The sequence below is a fragment of the Streptosporangium sp. CA-115845 genome (assembly GCF_050943795.1).
Lineage (GTDB): Bacteria > Actinomycetota > Actinomycetes > Streptosporangiales > Streptosporangiaceae > Streptosporangium.
Genome location: NZ_CP191988.1, coordinates 6,701,132 through 6,716,940, shown reverse-complemented (window position 1 = coordinate 6,716,940; position 15,809 = coordinate 6,701,132). Strand labels below are relative to the sequence as shown.

Here is a 15,809-nt window from a genome sequence, read left to right as displayed (position 1 = left end):
TTCTACCGGACGGTCGGCGCCTGCCGATGCCGTCTCCACTCGGCCCAGGTGAGTTCATACTCGACTTCGCCGTGCTCGAAGCCCTCGATCGCCTCCGGCCAGTCCCCGGTGAAGCTCCGGACGAATGACAGGCCGGCTTTTTCCATCACGCGGCGGGATCGCGTGTTGACGGCCATGGTGTTCAGGGCGGAGGAGGTGTCGGTTCCCGGCCGATGGCGAGGACAGGAAGACCGGGGAGCTGCCCCGCGCGTCGGTTTCCGTTCCGTGAGATCGCCGCCCGATCGGTGATGGTCGGCGCGCGCGGGTCAGGTCAGGAGCGCGCGGGTCTCGGCCAGCAGGTCGCACTGCTCGCGCCAGTCGCCGCCCGCGAAGCCCAGGACCACGTGCCGCGCCCCGGCGTCGCGGTAGGCGGCCAGCCGCTCGGCAACCTGCGCGGGTTTCCCGGTGAGGGGCAGTTGCACGGCCTCCTCCATGGGGATGCCGTACCCGGTGATTCCCGAGGCGATGGACTCGCGGGTGGGCAGGCCGGGGCTCGAACCGAGGACGCCGGTGGCGCCGATGACGACGACCGGCTCGGGGCGCCCGTGGGCGGCGGCGAGCTCGGCCAGCCTGGCCCGGCCCGAGGCCACCTTCGACGGCGGGACCATCGAGGGGAACCAGCCGTCTCCATACCGGGCCGCCCGTCGCACGGCCACCGTCGACGCGTTGCCGACCCAGATCGGCGGCGGCGTCACGGCCGGTTGGAGCCGTACCTCGCCCGGCTCGTCCACCAGCGCGACGGTCTCCCCGGCCAGCAGCCGCGGCAGCAGCTCCAGTGCGGTGTCGGTCCGCCTGCCACGCTCGCCGTACGGGACCCCGGCCGCCGCCCACTGCCCGGCCCCGCCGCCGGACCCGACGCCCAGCACCAGCCGGCCGCCCGAGACGTGCTGCAGGCTCGCGATCTGTTTGGCCGCCCAGGCCAGGGGCCGGATCGCCGGGACGAACACGCTCGTGCCGATCCGGATCCGGGTGGTCGTCGTCGCCGCGACGGCCAGCGCCACGGCGCAGTCCAGCGACGCCGCCCCGGTGGCGAGATGGTCGCCGTGCCAGACGCCGTCCAGCCCGGTCTCCTCGGCATGGCGCGCGGCGGCGCCCAGATCGAGCCGCTGCTCCCGCTGCACACCGACGCCGGGCAGAATCACTCCGATATCCATGAGCGCCATCCTTCAACCTCAAGTGACCTTGAGGTCAACTCCGCCCCTGTGTGGCGCGATCCGGTGGGGATGCCCGGGGACGGGGATCAATGGCGGGGGGAGCGGCGTGGTCTGGCGGGCGGGGAGGCGGTGTCGGGGGCCAGCTCGGTGACGAGCCGGCAGGTGTCGTGCACCGGGTCCTGGGTGTTGGCCTGGATGGCCAGTTTCCTCAGTAGCTCGCGGAAGAGGGAGCGGTCCGCCTCCTCCAGCGGTGCCAGGACGTGGTCCTCGGCGTGTTCGAGCCGGGTCTGGGTGTCGGCCCAGGCCGCCCTGCCCTGCTCGGTGGCGATGATGCGCTTGTTGCGCCGGTCGGCGGGGTCCGGTCGGCGCTCGACCAGCCCGGCCTGCTCCAGGTCGTCGAGCAGGTAGGTCATGACCGTCTTGTCGACACCGAGGCGCTGCGCCAGCGCTCCCTGGCCGGCGGGGAGCTCCTGGGCGGCCGCGGTGAGCACCTGGTAGCCCCTGGGCCCGCCGGGCAGGTGGCTGACCAGCGCGTTCGCCGTCCTGACGTAGGCGCGGAAGACCACCCCGAGGGTCCAGCCCAGGTCGCTGTCCAGGGCGTCCGAGGTCTCCATGCCGGGACGTTGGGTTGCGGGCATGCCGCCAGGTTACCAGCATCGAAGGGGAAAAAGACCTTCTGTTTGACAATCTATCTGTTTTAAATACGATCTGTCATGCCACGGTGCCGCATATCCGACATGACATTCCAAGGAGAGACATGGCCGACTACGGGCACGAGCTGCTGTTCGGAACCTTCCTGACCCCGGTCGCCGAGCAGGTTCAGCGGGTCGTCGCGCTCGCCCGGCTCACCGAGCAGGTCGGCCTGGATCTGGTGACCGTGCAGGACCATCCGTACCAGGCGCGGTTCCTCGACACCTGGACGCTGCTGTCGGTCATCGCGGCGAGCACCTCGACGGTGCGGGTGTCGCCGAACGTGGCGAACCTGCCGCTGCGCCCGCCGGCGGTGCTGGCCCGCAGCGTCGCGACCCTGGACATCCTCAGCGGCGGCCGGGTCGAGCTCGGGCTCGGGGCGGGTGCCTTCTGGGACGCCATCGCCGCCGTCGGCGGCCCCCGGTTGAACGCGGCGCAGGGGGTCGACGCCCTGGCGGAGGGCATCGAGGTCATCCGGGCCGTCTGGGCGACCGGCGGCGGATCCGTACGGGTCGACGGTAGGTATCACCGCGTCTGGGGAGCCCACCCCGGCCCGGCGCCCGCCCACGACGTCGGCATCTGGCTGGGGGCCTACAAGAGGCGGATGCTCGACCTGACCGGGCGGCTCGCGGACGGCTGGCTGCCCAGCAACGCCTACGCCGCCCTGGACGCGCTCCCGGCGATGAACGCCGCCATCGACGAGGCCGCGGCCGGCGCGGGACGCGCACCCGGTGACGTCCGGCGCCTGTACAACATCTCCGGCGCCTTCACCGGCTCGGGGCGCGACTTCCTCCAGGGACCGGCGCACGTCTGGGCCGAGCAACTCGCCGAGCTCACCCTCACCCAGGGGATGAGCGCCTACATCCTGGCGAGCGACGACCCCGACGACATCCGGCGCTTCGCCGCCGAGGTCGTTCCCGGCGTCCGCGAACTCGTCGAGGCCGGGCGCGGCGGTTCGGGGCCGTCCGCCGCCGACCGGTCCGGGGCCGCCGACCCCGAGGTCGGCGGCACGTCAACGACCGGCACCCCGACCGCCCAGGTCAGGGGCGCGGTTCCCGCCCTGGGGGTCACACCCACCCCGGACGACGGCGTCCGGCTCGCCGACGTCCAGGTCTGGGACGAGAGCACCCGCCCGACCGGTCCGGACCCCGACCCGGATCGCGCCTACACCCCACAGCAGCGAGCGGCCGGACAGCACCTCGTCGACATCCACGACCACCTTCGCAAGGAGCTCACCGAGATTCGCGGGCTCGTCGACCAGGTCACCACCGGTGCCATGGATCCCGGTGCCGCGCGCTCGCACATCAACACGATGACGATGCGCCAGAACAACTGGACGGTCGGCACGTACTGCGAGTCCTACTGCCGCATCGTCACGACCCACCACACTCTGGAGGACCAGAGCCTCTTCCCGCACCTGCGCCGTTCGGACCCCAGGCTCGCGCCCGTCGTCGACCGCCTCCAGCAGGAGCACCACGCCATCCACGACGTCCTCGAAGGCGTCGACCGGGCGCTGGTCGCCTTCGTCAGCCGGCCGGACGGTCACAAGGAACTGCGGGCGGCCATGGACCTGCTCACCGACACGCTCCTGTCCCACCTGTCGTACGAGGAGAGGGAGCTGGTCGAGCCGCTCGCCAGGCTCGGCCTGCACTGAACGCCACGCGCGGGTTCGGAGTAGGGCTCTCCCGGCGACCGGCGACCGGCGACCGGCGACCGGCGACCGGCGGTGAAGCGGGAAGCCTGACCTGTGAGAGGCGGGCCAGGGTGTCTCAGGACACCTCGGCGACCAGGCGTTTGCGGAAGACCCAGTACGACCACGCCTGGTAGCCGAGCACGAACGGCAGCGCGATCAGGCCGATCCAGGTGAGCATGCCCAGCGTGTACGGGCCGGAGGCGGCCTCGGCGACGGTGAGGCCGGGGAGCGGGGCGGGCCACAGGGCGCCGAACAGGGCGGCGCCGCCCAGCGCGATGGACGAGGCGGTGGCGGCGAACGCCCAGCCGTCCCGGCCGCGCCAGGTCAGCGCGATCCCCGCGGCCAGGGCCGCCATCGAGGCGAGCGCGCCCGCCCAGAGCCACGGGGCCGCCGACCAGCCGGCGGCCACCGCGTCCGTGGCGGGGATGTTCGGCAGTGCCACCACCGCGGCGGGCAGCGCCACCGCGGCGGCGATCATCGCGGCGCGCCTGGCACGGGAGCGCACCGGCCCCGAGGTCTTGAGCGCGACGAACACCGCACCGTGCAGCACGCACAGCGAGAGGGAGAGCACCCCGCCGACCAGCGCGGCCGCCGCGCTGTTCCGCAGCAGGTCGGCGAAGAGGGCACCCCACAGGAACGCGGGGAGCGCGCTGCCGACCAGCACGCCCAGGTCGCACCAGACGCGGTCGGAGGCGTGCTGGACCTTGCCGCGCCACTCCAGGCCGATGCCGCGCACGATCAGCCCGACGAGGATCAGCGTGATCGGCAGGTAGAACTCGCTGAGCAGCCCGGCGTACCAGGCGGGGAAGGCGGCGAACATGGCGCCGACCGCGGTGATCAGCCAGACCTCGTTGCCGTCCCAGACCGGGCCGATCGTGCCCAGGACCTGCTTGCGCTCGGCCTCGTTCCTGGCCAGCGCCGGTGCCAGCATGCCCACGCCGAAGTCGAAGCCCTCCAGCACGAAGTAGCCGATCCACAGGAACGCGATGAGTACGAACCAGAAGGTGGTGAGTTCCATGGTTGTCGCCTTCAGTACATCAGGGTCGGCTGGAGCCGGATGTCCGCGGTCTGGTCGTCGTCGCGCGAGGGCGGGGTGCGGGGCGCGACGGGAGCGGCGGGCTCGGGGCCCGCCTTGACGTGGCGGACGAGCAGCACGGCCTCGGCCAGCGCGAGCGCGCCGTACACGGCGGTGAAGACCGCCAGCGAGATGGCCACCTCGGTCAGGCTGACACCCGGCGAGACGCTCGCGGCGGTGAGCAGCTCACCCTGGACGGTCCACGGCTGGCGGCCGATCTCGGAGAGCAGCCAGCCCGCGATCATCGCGATGGTCGGCAGCGGCAGCGCCAGCAGGGCGGCCCTGGCGAACCAGGCCGGGATCTCCCGCTGCGGGCGGTTGCCGCCGCGGCGCCCGCGGGTCAGCCAGAGGCCGAGAACCGACAGGCCCACCGTGGCCATCCCGAAGACGATCATCACGCGGAAGGACCAGAAGACCACCGGCAGGTTGGGCAGGTAGTCGGCCGGGCCGAACTGCTCGGTGAACCGGGTCTGTATGTCCGCCGTGCCCTGGACGACCGCGTCCGGGTCGTTGGTGGACAGGAAGCTGAGCAGTTTGGGGATCTCCACCCCCGGCACCGGGGAGAACGCCGCGCCGGCCGTGTCGTGGGTGAGCCCCTCGGCGGCGGCCAGCTTCATCGGCTGCTGCTCGTACAGCAGCTTGGCGGACATGTCCCCGCTGACCGCGACCACCACGCCGGCGATCGCCGTCATGGCCAGCGCGGCCCGGATCGGGGTCCGCCAGATGCTCGGGGTGTTCCGCCGCGCAGGGGCGGCGCGCCGCTCCTGCAGGACCTGGTAGCCGCAGACCGCCAGCACGAAACCGCCCCCGACCACGAAGGCCGCCCCCACCACGTGGGGCACCTGCACGAGGGCGGTGGAGTTGGTGAGCACCGCCCACAGGTCGGTCATCCGGGCCTTGCCGTCGACCACCTCATAGCCGACCGGGTGCTTCATCCAGGCGTTGGCGGCGAGGATGAAGTAGGCGGACACGGTGGAGCCGATGACCGCGATCCAGATGGTGGCCAGGTGGATGCGTTTGGGTAGCTTGTCCCAGCCGAAGATCCACAGACCGATGAAGGTCGACTCCAGGAAGAACGCGAGCAGTGCCTCCAGCGCCAGCGGGGCCCCGAAGACGTCGCCGACGAAGATCGAGTACTCGCTCCAGTTCATGCCGAACTGGAACTCCTGCACGATGCCGGTCACCACGCCCATCGCGAAGTTGATCAGGAAGAGCTTCCCGAAGAACTTCGTCAGCCGCAGGTAGTGCTCCTTGCCCGTGCGGTGCCACGCGGTCTGCAGACCGGCCACGAAGACGCCGAGGCCGATGGTCAGGGGTACGAACAGAAAGTGGTACACGGTGGTCACCCCGAACTGCCACCGTGCCAGGTCTAGTGCGTCCATCTTCCCTTCGCGTTCCCCTCGCGGGCCTGTTGCTCTACAGCCCGTAGTTCTATCCTTAGTAGTACTACAAGCTGTAGAGCAAAGAGAGAAGGGGGCGCCGCGAGCTGGTGCGATCTTTGTCACATGATCCGGTGCGAGACCGCACTTCTCGGCCGGACCGAGACCGTCCCTCGGCTCGCGGCGCCGGCTCTTCTCATGCCGCGGGGAATATCTCCACGCATGTCCCGTCACATGGACGCATCCCCGCCGCCCGCCATCCCCCCGGAGGCGTGACTCCATGGTGGGGCGGGAGGCACCCCCGGGGCGTCCACCTCCGGAGTGATTTCGAGGTACGCCGCGCGGGCGACATCGCGAGCCTCCCGCGCCGGATGCAGGGCCCTCAGCACCGTGCGAAGCGGGCACGGGCCGGCCTGTGCCCACCGAGTCCGGAGACTCCCGGTCGCCGGTGACGGTCGCGGCGGGACGGTGACCGGAAACCCGGCCGAGGTTCCCGGCCGGCGCTAGCGGGTCGCCGCCTTCGAGGTCGCCGCCTTCGAGGTCGCCGCCTTCAGGTACGCGTCGAGGTTGCCGATCTCGAAGCCCCGACGTTTGATCTTGGCGACGAGGATCTCGAAGTCACGGGCGAGGTTCGGACGGAAGTGCAGCAGCAGCACATCGCCGGGGCGGAGCCTCTTGTCGGGCACCTGGTAGGCGATCTTCCCGCCTGGCTGCACGGTCGCGGTCCAGAGCAGGAGCGCGTCGATGCCGCAGGCCTTGGCGGCCCTGCGGGTCGCGGTGTTGTGGTTGCCGAACGGAGGGCGGAACAGGGTGGGCGCGGTGCCGGTGTGCCTGCGGATCAGTGTGGAGGCGCCGCAGATCTCGGCCCTCTGCCCCTCGTAGCCGAGCGCGGGCAGGTTCGGGTGCGTCAGCGTGTGGTTCTCGATCGTCGCCCCCGCGTCGCGCAGGTCGCGTACGTACCTCCACTTGCCCGCGCCCAGGAACCTGCCGCCCTGGGCGGTCGGATCGGTCGCGCCCCTGGCCTCCACGGCGTCGCGGGTGACGAAGGCCGCCACGGGGATCCGCTGGTCACGGACCTGTGCCACGAAGCCGGGATCCTGCTCCCAGCCGTCGTCGATGGTCAGGAAGACGACCTTCCGCCTGGTGGGGATGGAACTGATCACCGGAGGCAGGCCGTCACCGGGACGGGGGATCACGCCCACCTCGCCCGGCCTGGGCATCGCACCCGGCGGCCCCGCCGGTGTCCTCGCGGCTCGGCCGTCCCCGCCGGCGGGGGCCTTCCCCGCACCGGAGGAGGCACCCGGCGCGGGGGCGGCGCCCTCGCCGGCCCCGCCGTCCGGGCCCGTGGCGCACCCGGCGCTCACCGCCAGGGCCGTCGCCGCCGCCACCGCTCTTGTCGTCCAGTACGTCCCCGATGCCATGGGCGACCATCCTGCCAGCAGCCGGGAATCTGTTCGATCATGCCGCGCGAGGGCGATTCAAATGGCTATGTTGTTGTACTTCCTTGATCGAAGCATTTAGCGGGGTAGGGTCAGCACTACCACGAGTAGGGGTGGGAGCGGGGGTTTGCGGGCGCGGCGAGCACGCAATCCTGGGAAAGTCCCCATGCCCGGTTGATGTAGATATGTAGCGTCGCCGGCTGAGGTAATCATTCGAGTGATCCGGCCCATCTGAGGAGAACCGTGACCAACTCCACCGCGATCGACGACGCGGATCCCCCCGCCCCTCCTGAAAGCGTGGAACGGGGTAGTGATTTCGCCCGCCTGTCGCGCCGGATCGTCCAGGCGGGGCTGCTGGAACGGCGCCCCGGTTACTACGCCGTACGGCTCGGGCTGGTGGCGGTGGCCCTCGTCGGCGGCTGGGCCGCCTTCTTCGCCGTCGGCGACTCGTGGTACCAGCTGCTGGTCGCCGCCTTCCTCGCGGTGGTGTTCGCGCAGATCGGTCTGGTCGCCCACGATCTGGCCCACCGCCAGGTCTTCCGCTCCCGCCGCTCCAGCGAGCTCGCCGGGCTGGTGGCGGGAAACCTCACCGTCGGCATGAGCTACGGCTGGTGGATGGACAAGCACACCCGCCACCACGCCAACCCCAACCACGAGGACCACGACCCCGACGTCGCCCCCGACTTCCTGGTCTGGTCACACGAACAGGCCGCCGAGAGCAGGGGGTTGTCCAGGCTCCTGGGTCGCCGGCAGGCGTTCCTGTTCTTCCCGTTGCTCACGCTGGAGGGGTTCAACCTCCACGTGTCCAGCGTCCGGGCCCTGATGCGCCCGACGACCAAGAACCGGGCCGTGGAGGCATCGCTGCTGGCCGTGCACGCCGTCCTGTACCTGGGCGCGCTGTTCACCGTGCTGTCGCCGGGCAAGGCCGTGGTCTTCCTGCTGCTGCACCAGGCGATCTTCGGCGTCTACCTGGGCTGCACCTTCGCGCCCAACCACAAGGGGATGCCGATGCTCAGGGGCTCCGAGAAGCTCGACTTCCTCCGGCGCCAGGTGCTGACCTCGCGCAACGTGCGCGGTGGCAGGGTCCTCGACGCCGTGCTCGGCGGGCTCAACTACCAGATCGAGCACCACCTCTTCCCCAGCATGCCGATGCCCAACCTGCGCCGCGCCCAGCCGATCGTCCGGGCCTACTGCGAGGAGTTGGGTGTCGACTACCTGGAGTCCGGGATCGTCAGCTCGTACGCACAGGCGCTGCGCCACCTGCACGACGTGGGCGCGTCCCTGCGAGCCGGAAGCCCCGTGCCCGGCTGACCCGGCCGGTCTCGTGTGTCAGGGCGGCAGCACTGACAACGAAGGGTCGCGCCGGCGGGCAGATGTTGCTGTTATCCGCCCGCCCCGCGATTGCCTAGGGTGCTTGGTGTGAAGCTCGCAGGCAGTGCCGTGCTCGGCATCGACAGAGATCGTGTGTGGTCAGCGCTCCAGAACCCGGCCGTGCTCGTACGCACGATTCCGGGGTGCGAGCGCCTTGAGGAGACGGGCCCGGACACCTACCGGATGACCGTCACCGCGGGAGTGGCCTCCATCAAGGGCGTCTACCAGGGCGAGGTCGCCCTGTCGGAGCCCGAGGCTCCGGAACGGTTCGTGCTCAGGGCTCGCGGCCAGGGCGCCCCCGGCACCGTGGACGCCACGGTGCAGGTCCGTCTCAGCGAGGTCGAGGGTGGCACCCGGATCGACTACGACGCCGAGGCCGTGATCGGCGGCATGATCGGTGGTGTCGGCCAGCGCATGCTCGGCTCCGTCGCGAGGAAGACCGCGGGTGACTTCTTCTCCGCGGTGGAGAGCCACCTCGTCTCCGGTGTCTCCGGTGAGATCCCCGTCGCCGCGGTACCCGCGGAGGCCGCCGCACCCGCGGAGGCCACCGCACCCGCCGTGCCGGGAGTGACGCTCGAAGCCGGCCCCGCGCACGTCTTCGAGCGCCCGGCGAAACAGCCCAGAGCCGGAGTCCCCGTCTGGTCGCTCCTCGCCGCGTTCGGCATGGGCGCGGGCGTCGCGCTCGGCAGCGCGGTGATCGGCTGGCTGCTCGGCCGTACCGGCAGGAAGCGGTGACGTCGCTCACAAAAGGAGAGGGGTAAGCGCTTCCGCCGGCGGCGGTGCCGAGGGGGTGTCAATGTCCCTGCCAGCAGGAACGTTCGAGGAGTCGATCATGCCTCGATGAGGGATCTACGGTGTCCGGGGCGGCGGTCCGCGCGTTTGACCAGGCAAACTTACGCCTTTTAGGATCCTGGCGTACGTCTGCCACGACGGGTCACGGGGGAACATGGAGCCGCTGCTGATCCTGCACGCCGTGGCGGCGGTGCTCGCTCCGGCGCTGGTGCGCCGCTTCGGCAGGGCCGCGTTCCTCATGCTCGCCGTGCCACCGGCCTGCGGGTTCGGCTACACAGTCTGGATCGCCCTGACCGGCATTCCCGTCGAGTCGCACCACGACTGGGCGCCCGGCCTCGGGCTGGGGCTGTCCTTCCGCGCCGACGCGCTGGCCCTGCTCATGACGGCCCTGGTCACGGGCGTGGGCGCGCTGGTCGTGCTGTACTGCTCACGTTACTTCTCCGCGGGCGCCGAGGGGCTGGGCCGGTTCGCCGGGGTGCTCGTCGCCTTCGCCGGGGCGATGCTCGGGCTGGTGGTCGCGGACGACCTGCTGCTGCTGTACGTGTTCTGGGAGCTGACCACGGTCTTCTCCTACCTGATGATCGGCCACGACCCCGCCGGCAGGACCAGCCGTCGCGCCGCGATGCAGGCGCTGATCGTCACCACCTCCGGTGGCCTGGCGATGCTGGGCGGCATGGTCATGCTCGGCGAGGCGGCGGGAACGTACCGTATCTCGCGGATCGTGCAGAGCCCGCCGTCCGGCGGCCTGGTGGCGGTGGCGGTGGTGCTGATCCTGGTCGGCGCGCTGTCGAAGTCGGCGGTCTTCCCGTTCAGCATGTGGCTGCCCGCCGCGATGGCCGCGCCGACCCCGGTCTCGGCCTACCTGCACGCCGCGGCGATGGTGAAGGCGGGAATCTACCTGCTCGCCCGCCTGGGCCCGGCTTTCGGGGAGCTCGCCGCCTGGCGGTGGACCGCCGTACCCCTGGGCCTGCTCACCATGCTGCTCTGCGCCTGGCGGGCGCTGCGCGAGCACGACCTCAAGAAGCTGCTCGCCTACGGCACGGTGAGCCAGCTGGGCTTCCTGACGGTGCTGTTCGGCGCGGGCACCCGCGACACCGCGATCGCCGGGGTCGGGATGCTGCTCGCGCACGCGCTGTTCAAAGCCTCCCTCTTCCTGGTCGTCGGCATCATCGATCACGCCACGGGCACCCGCGACCTGCGAGAGCTGAGCGGCCTGCGGCGCTCGGCGCCGTGGCTGGCCGCGGTCGCCACCGGAGCCGCCGCCTCGATGGCGGGCATCCCGATGTTCCTGGGGTTCGCCGGTAAGGAGGCCGCCTTCGAGTCACTGCTGACCGGACGGGGCATCGACACGGTGGTGCTCGCCGGAGTCGTCCTCGGGTCGGCGCTCACCGCCGGCTACAGCGCGCGTTTCCTGTGGGGCGCCTTCGCCGCCAAGCCCGGTGTCGAGCCGGTGTCCGTGCACTCCTTCGGCGCCGCGCTGTTCCTGCCGCCCGCGCTGCTCTCCGTGCTCGGCCTCGCCGTCGCCCCGTTCGCCGCACGGTACGGCGAGGCGATGCGGAGCTACACCGACACCTTCCCCGGGCCCGGCCACGGCACCCACCTCGCGCTGTGGAGCGGCGCCCAGGTGCCGCTGCTGCTCTCGGCCGTCGCGCTGGCGGGTGGAGCGCTCCTCTTCCTGGCCAGGAAACCGCTGGCGCGGATCGGGGAGGGCCTGCACGTGATCGACTCCGGCCGGGCCTACTGGGGCCTGGTCCGCGGGCTGGAACGTTTCTCCCTGCAGCTGACCGGCGTCGTCCAGCGCGGCTCGCTGCCCGACTACCTCATGATCGCATTCGTCTCGGTGGCGGCGGTGGGGGTCTTCTCGCTGGCGTACGGCCCCGGACCCGACCTCCGGCTGGACGTGGTGGCCTGGAACCGCATCGAGCAGCCCGTCATCGGCGTGCTCATCATCGCCGCGACGGCCATCGCGCTCCGGGTGCGCTCCCACATCGTGCTCGTGCTGGTGGCCGGCCTGACCGGGTACGGCACGGCGCTGCTCTTCCTCGTCCACGGCGCGCCCGACCTGGCGCTGACCCAGTTCCTCGTCGAGACGCTGAGCCTGGTCGTGTTCGTGCTGGTGCTGCGGAGGCTTCCCCTCGGGCCGAGGGAGGAGCGGGGGCGGCTGTCGTTCGGCGCGCGGCTCACCCTCGGCATCGTGAGCGGTGTCGTGGTGGCCGGAGCCGGCATGTTCGCGATGAACGCGCGGCAGGCGACACCGATCGGCACGCTGATGGCCGAGGCGGCGAAGGAGGCCGGGGCCGCCAACATCGTCAGTGCGCTCCTGGTCGACATCAGGGCCTGGGACACCATGGGGGAGAGCTCCGTGCTCGTTGTGCTCACCCTCGGCATGACCGGCCTGATCTTCCTACGCAGCCGCTCGTACGCGCCGCGACCCTCGCCGGAGAGAACCGGGGAGGAGCCCCGGACGTACTGGCTGGCGACCACCCTGCCGCCGGGGCAGCGGACGGTGGTCCTTGAGTTCGTGGCCCGGGTGACCTTCCACACCGTGATGCTGGTCTCGGTCTTCCTGCTGTTCACCGGGCACAGCGGGGTGGGCGGCGGGTTCGCCGGAGGCATCGTGGCGGGCCTCGCCCTGGTCCTGCGCTACCTCGCCGGAGGCAGGTACGAGCTGGCCGCCGCCGCACCGGTCGCCCCCGGAGTGATGATCGGGCTGGGGCTCCTGCTGTCCACGCTCACCGCGCTGGTGGGGCTGCTGGGCGGCGCCGGAGTGCTGGACATGCTCTCCGCCGACCTGTACGTCCCGCTGGTCGGCAAGCTGCACCTGTCGACGGTGCTCCTGTTCGACCTCGGGGTCTACATCACGGTGATCGGCATGGTGCGGGACATCCTGCGCAGCCTGGGCGCCGAGCTGGATCGGCAGATCGACGAGGAGGAGGGCCGGTGACCGCGCCCGTGCTGCCGCTCCTGGTGGTCGCCGTGCTCGTGGCCGCGGGGGTCACGCTGCTGCTGGAGAGGAGCCTGGTCCGACTGCTGGCCGGCGTCATCCTGCTCAGCAACGGGGTGAACCTGCTGATCCTCACCGTGGGCGGGCCACCGGGAGAACCGCCGATCCTGGGCGTCTCCGACCCGGAGCGGATGGCCGACCCGCTGCCGCAGGCCATGGTGCTCACCTCCATCGTCATCACGCTGGGCGTCACCGCCTTCCTGCTTGCCATGATCCATCGATCCTGGCAGCTCACCGGTGCCGACGAGGTGCAGGACGACACCGAGGACCGCCGGGTGCGGCTGCGCGCCAGGCAGGGCGAGCTGAGCCAGGCCGTGCTCGACCGGCAGGCGGCGTACCAGCGGCTGGTCCGCGAGCAGCGCGCCGAGCTGGCCCGGTTGGAGGAGGAACACCACGAGTGGGAGCGCAGGGAGGCCGAGGAACTGGAGCAGCGGATCCTGGACGTCAACGTAGACCTGGGCCACTGGTTGCAGGAGCACAAGAACGACGGCCTGTCCGCCGAGCGGCTCGCCGAGCGTTTCGCCGAGGCCCAGCAGGCGGAGGACGTCTCCAAGGAGGGCCGGGAGAGGCGCCTCCGTGAGGTGCGCGCCGAGTTCGGCCGCAGGCAGCGGGAGCAGGCGGCGCGCGAGCGTGAGATCCGCAAGCGGCTCCGCGCCCGCCAGCGCGATGCCCGCGGGCAGATGCGCGCCGCGATCCGGGAGGACCGGGCACGACAGGCCAGGGCGGAAGATCCCGAGCTGGAGGGGGAGGACTGATGGAGGCGCTGATCCCGGTGCCCGTGGTGCTGCCGCTGCTGGCCGTCGGTCTCAAGCTGGCCATCGGCCAGAGGCTGCGCAAGCTGCAGGCGCTGATCAGCGTGGGCACGCTCGCGGTGGTGCTGCTCGTGTCGCTGGTCCTGCTGTTCGCGGCGGATCAGCAGGGGCCGCTGGTGGCCCGGGCCGGGGGCTGGGGCGGGCAGATCGGCATCGCGCTCGTCGCCGACCGGCTCTCCACGCTGATGCTGGCGGTCTCCTCCGCGGTGACGCTCTGCGTGATGATCTACTCGCTCTCCCAGTCCTGGGCCGACCAGGAGTACAAGGCCTCACTGTCGATCTTCCACCCGGCCTACTTGATCATGGTCGCCGGAGTGTCGGACGCCTTCCTCTCCGGGGACCTGTTCAACCTCTTCGTCGGGTTCGAGATGCTGCTCGGCGGCTCGTACGTGCTGCTGACCTTCGGCGGGACCGAGGCCCGCATCCGGGCGGGCGCCACCTACACGGTGATAGGACTGGCCTCGTCACTGCTGTTCCTGGTCGCGATCGCGGTGGCCTACGGCGCCACGGGCACCGTGTCGCTGGCGCAGCTGGCCGAGCGCTTCTCGGTGCTGCCCCAGCATGTCAGGCTGCTGGTCGAGTTGACGCTCCTGCTGGTCTTCGTGGTCAAGGCCGCGATCTTCCCGATGTCGGCGTGGCTGCCCGACTCGTATCCGACCGCGCCCGCCCCCGCGACGGCGCTCTTCGCCGGGCTGCTCACCAAGGTCGGCGTCTACTCGATCATCCGCCTGGAGGCGCTGCTGTTCCCCGGCGGTCCGGTGGGCGACATTCTGATGTGGGCGGCGCTGCTGACCATGCTCGTCGGGGTGCTCGGGGCGGTGGCGCAGACCGACATAAAACGGATGCTCTCCTTCACCCTGGTCAGCCATATCGGCTATATGGTGTTCGGAGTCGCCCTGTACAGCGTCCAGGGCATGGCGGGTGCCATCTTCTACGTGGCTCACCACATCACCGTGCAGACGAGCCTGTTCCTGGTGACCGGCATGATCGAGCGCCGCACCGGCACCACCTCCCTGGAGGGTCTCGGCGGTCTGGCGAAACTGACACCCGTGATCGCGGTGCTCTTCTTCGTGCCCGCGATGAACCTGGCGGGCATCCCGCCGATGTCAGGCTTCCTGGGCAAGCTCGGGCTGATCCAGGCGGGAGTGGCGGACGGCGGTCCGATGGCCCTGACCCTGGTCGCCGGAGGGCTGGTGACCAGCCTGCTCACCCTGTACGCGGTGGCCACGACCTGGAACAAGGCGTTCTGGCGGGTGCCGCCCGCGGGAATGGTCACCGAGGGGGGAACCGTGCTGGAGACCCAGGAGGACACCCAGGAGGACGGGGACGGAGCGGACCCGAAGCCCGCCGCCGGGTCCGCCGGCGAGGCGATCGTCACCTCCGTCACCATGCCGAAGCTCATGTTCGCCTCCACGGCCGCCCTGGTGGCGCTGGCCCTGTCCTTCACCGTGCTGGCCGGCCCGCTGTCCGCCCTGTCGCAGCGGGCCGCGGCGGAACTGCTGGCCCGTGAACCGTACATCTCCGCGGTGCTCGGCGGTGAGCGGTGAGCGAGCCCCGCCCGACGTTCACGGTGCTGCGGCTGCTGGGCAGGCCCGTGCCGCTGCCGCAGGTGCTCTGGCTGACGCTGATCTGGCTGCTGCTCTGGGGAGACCTGAGCGTGGGCAACGTGCTCGGCGGCCTGCTGGCCGGGCTGGTCCTCGTGTGGCTGCTGCCCCTGCCGATCCAGGACACCGGCATCCGGCTCCACCCTGTCAAGATCCCGCTGTTCCTCATCCGCTTCTTGCGGGACATGGTGGTCTCCAGCTTCCGGGTGGCCTTCTGGGCGCTGAGACTGGGCAAACCGCCGCCGGTCCAGTTCGTCGAGGTGAGGCTGCGTGCCTCGTCGGAGCCGATGGCGGTGCTGGTGACGGTGGCGCTGTCGGCGCTGCCGGGCAGCCTGGTGCTGGATGCGAACGTCCGGGAGAGAACGCTCCTGCTCCACGTGCTCGGCGTGCCCGGTGACCCGTCGACGGTCAGCCAGGTCACCCAGGATGACGTGACCCGGCTGGAGAACCGCATCGTGGCCGCCTTCGGCACTCGCGCGGATCAGGAGGAGGTGCGATGACGACGGTTTACCTGATCGCCCTGGGACTGCTCGCCGCCGCGGCGGCGATGACGCTCTACCGCCTGGTGCGCGGTCCGACGATGCTGGACCGCGCCGTCGCGCTGGACGTGCTCACCGCCGTCGTCATCTGCGCGATCGGGGCGGGGGCGGCGACCTACCGGGAGTACTCGATGCTGCCCGTGCTGCTGGTGCTCTCCCTGCTGGGGTTCGTCGGCTCGGTCTCGCTGGCCAGGTTCTTCTCCGGGCGTGCCCGGTGA

General features: G+C 71.1%; 14 protein-coding genes. 8 read left to right on the top strand and 6 right to left on the bottom strand.

Features of this window, described 5'->3' with window-relative positions; genetic code table 11:
- Positions 1-2 precede the first annotated feature (2 nt).
- The 3 genes from ACQP0P_RS32210 to ACQP0P_RS32200 all read right to left on the bottom strand — a co-directional run bounded on the left by ACQP0P_RS32210 (position 3) and on the right by ACQP0P_RS32200 (position 1,831).
- Positions 3-176: a hypothetical protein gene (locus ACQP0P_RS32210; RefSeq protein WP_433361926.1), complete on the bottom strand. Its 174-nt coding sequence runs from the start codon at positions 174-176 to the stop codon at positions 3-5.
- Between the two features lie 129 nt (positions 177-305).
- A complete protein-coding gene (locus ACQP0P_RS32205) occupies positions 306-1,193 on the bottom strand; it encodes an LLM class flavin-dependent oxidoreductase (RefSeq protein ID WP_433361923.1) in 888 nt (295 codons plus the stop codon).
- A gap of 86 nt (positions 1,194-1,279) precedes the next feature.
- Positions 1,280-1,831, bottom strand: coding sequence for a MarR family winged helix-turn-helix transcriptional regulator (locus tag ACQP0P_RS32200; protein WP_433361920.1), 552 nt, complete (start codon positions 1,829-1,831; stop codon positions 1,280-1,282).
- A gap of 119 nt (positions 1,832-1,950) precedes the next feature.
- On the opposite strand from ACQP0P_RS32200, the gene ACQP0P_RS32195 reads away from it, so the two are divergent.
- On the top strand, positions 1,951-3,537 hold the full coding sequence (locus tag ACQP0P_RS32195; RefSeq protein ID WP_433361917.1) for an LLM class flavin-dependent oxidoreductase: 1,587 nt from the start codon (positions 1,951-1,953) through the stop codon (positions 3,535-3,537).
- 115 nt (positions 3,538-3,652) lie between these two features.
- On the opposite strand, the gene cydB is transcribed toward ACQP0P_RS32195, so the two are convergent.
- The 3 genes from cydB to ACQP0P_RS32180 all read right to left on the bottom strand — a co-directional run bounded on the left by cydB (position 3,653) and on the right by ACQP0P_RS32180 (position 7,451).
- Positions 3,653-4,594, bottom strand: a complete 942-nt coding sequence (gene cydB, locus ACQP0P_RS32190) for a cytochrome d ubiquinol oxidase subunit II (protein ID WP_433361914.1) — start codon at positions 4,592-4,594, stop codon at positions 3,653-3,655.
- An 11-nt stretch (positions 4,595-4,605) separates the two neighbouring features.
- Positions 4,606-6,033 (bottom strand): cytochrome ubiquinol oxidase subunit I, encoded by a 1,428-nt coding sequence (locus ACQP0P_RS32185; RefSeq protein WP_433361911.1) that lies wholly within the window; start codon positions 6,031-6,033, stop codon positions 4,606-4,608.
- A 500-nt stretch (positions 6,034-6,533) separates the two neighbouring features.
- Positions 6,534-7,451, bottom strand: a complete 918-nt coding sequence (locus ACQP0P_RS32180; RefSeq protein ID WP_433361908.1) for a polysaccharide deacetylase family protein — start codon at positions 7,449-7,451, stop codon at positions 6,534-6,536.
- A gap of 261 nt (positions 7,452-7,712) precedes the next feature.
- Between ACQP0P_RS32180 and ACQP0P_RS32175 the strand changes: the two genes are divergently transcribed.
- The 7 genes from ACQP0P_RS32175 (at position 7,713) to ACQP0P_RS32145 (ending at position 15,809) form a co-directional block, all read left to right on the top strand.
- Positions 7,713-8,780 carry a fatty acid desaturase family protein gene (locus tag ACQP0P_RS32175; protein ID WP_433361905.1) on the top strand — a complete coding sequence of 356 codons (1,068 nt, stop codon included), beginning with the start codon at positions 7,713-7,715 and terminating at the stop codon, positions 8,778-8,780.
- Between the two features lie 108 nt (positions 8,781-8,888).
- Positions 8,889-9,575 carry an SRPBCC family protein gene (locus ACQP0P_RS32170; RefSeq protein WP_433361902.1) on the top strand — a complete coding sequence of 229 codons (687 nt, stop codon included), beginning with the start codon at positions 8,889-8,891 and terminating at the stop codon, positions 9,573-9,575.
- Positions 9,576-9,786: 211 nt separating this feature from the next.
- Positions 9,787-12,576, top strand: coding sequence for a Na+/H+ antiporter subunit A (locus ACQP0P_RS32165; RefSeq protein WP_433361899.1), 2,790 nt, complete (start codon positions 9,787-9,789; stop codon positions 12,574-12,576).
- Entirely contained in the window at positions 12,573-13,391 is an 819-nt protein-coding gene (locus tag ACQP0P_RS32160; protein WP_433361896.1) for a Na(+)/H(+) antiporter subunit C, read from the top strand. Before ACQP0P_RS32165 ends, ACQP0P_RS32160 begins: the two co-directional genes overlap by 4 nt.
- Positions 13,391-14,995: a Na+/H+ antiporter subunit D gene (locus ACQP0P_RS32155; RefSeq protein WP_433361893.1), complete on the top strand. Its 1,605-nt coding sequence runs from the start codon at positions 13,391-13,393 to the stop codon at positions 14,993-14,995. The genes ACQP0P_RS32160 and ACQP0P_RS32155 overlap by 1 nt, the downstream gene beginning before the upstream one ends.
- The gene (locus ACQP0P_RS32150; RefSeq protein WP_433361890.1) at positions 14,992-15,552 is read left to right on the top strand and encodes a Na+/H+ antiporter subunit E; all 561 of its coding nucleotides are present in this window, start codon (positions 14,992-14,994) and stop codon (positions 15,550-15,552) included. Before ACQP0P_RS32155 ends, ACQP0P_RS32150 begins: the two co-directional genes overlap by 4 nt.
- Positions 15,549-15,809 (top strand): monovalent cation/H+ antiporter complex subunit F, encoded by a 261-nt coding sequence (locus tag ACQP0P_RS32145; RefSeq protein WP_350929445.1) that lies wholly within the window; start codon positions 15,549-15,551, stop codon positions 15,807-15,809. The genes ACQP0P_RS32150 and ACQP0P_RS32145 overlap by 4 nt, the downstream gene beginning before the upstream one ends.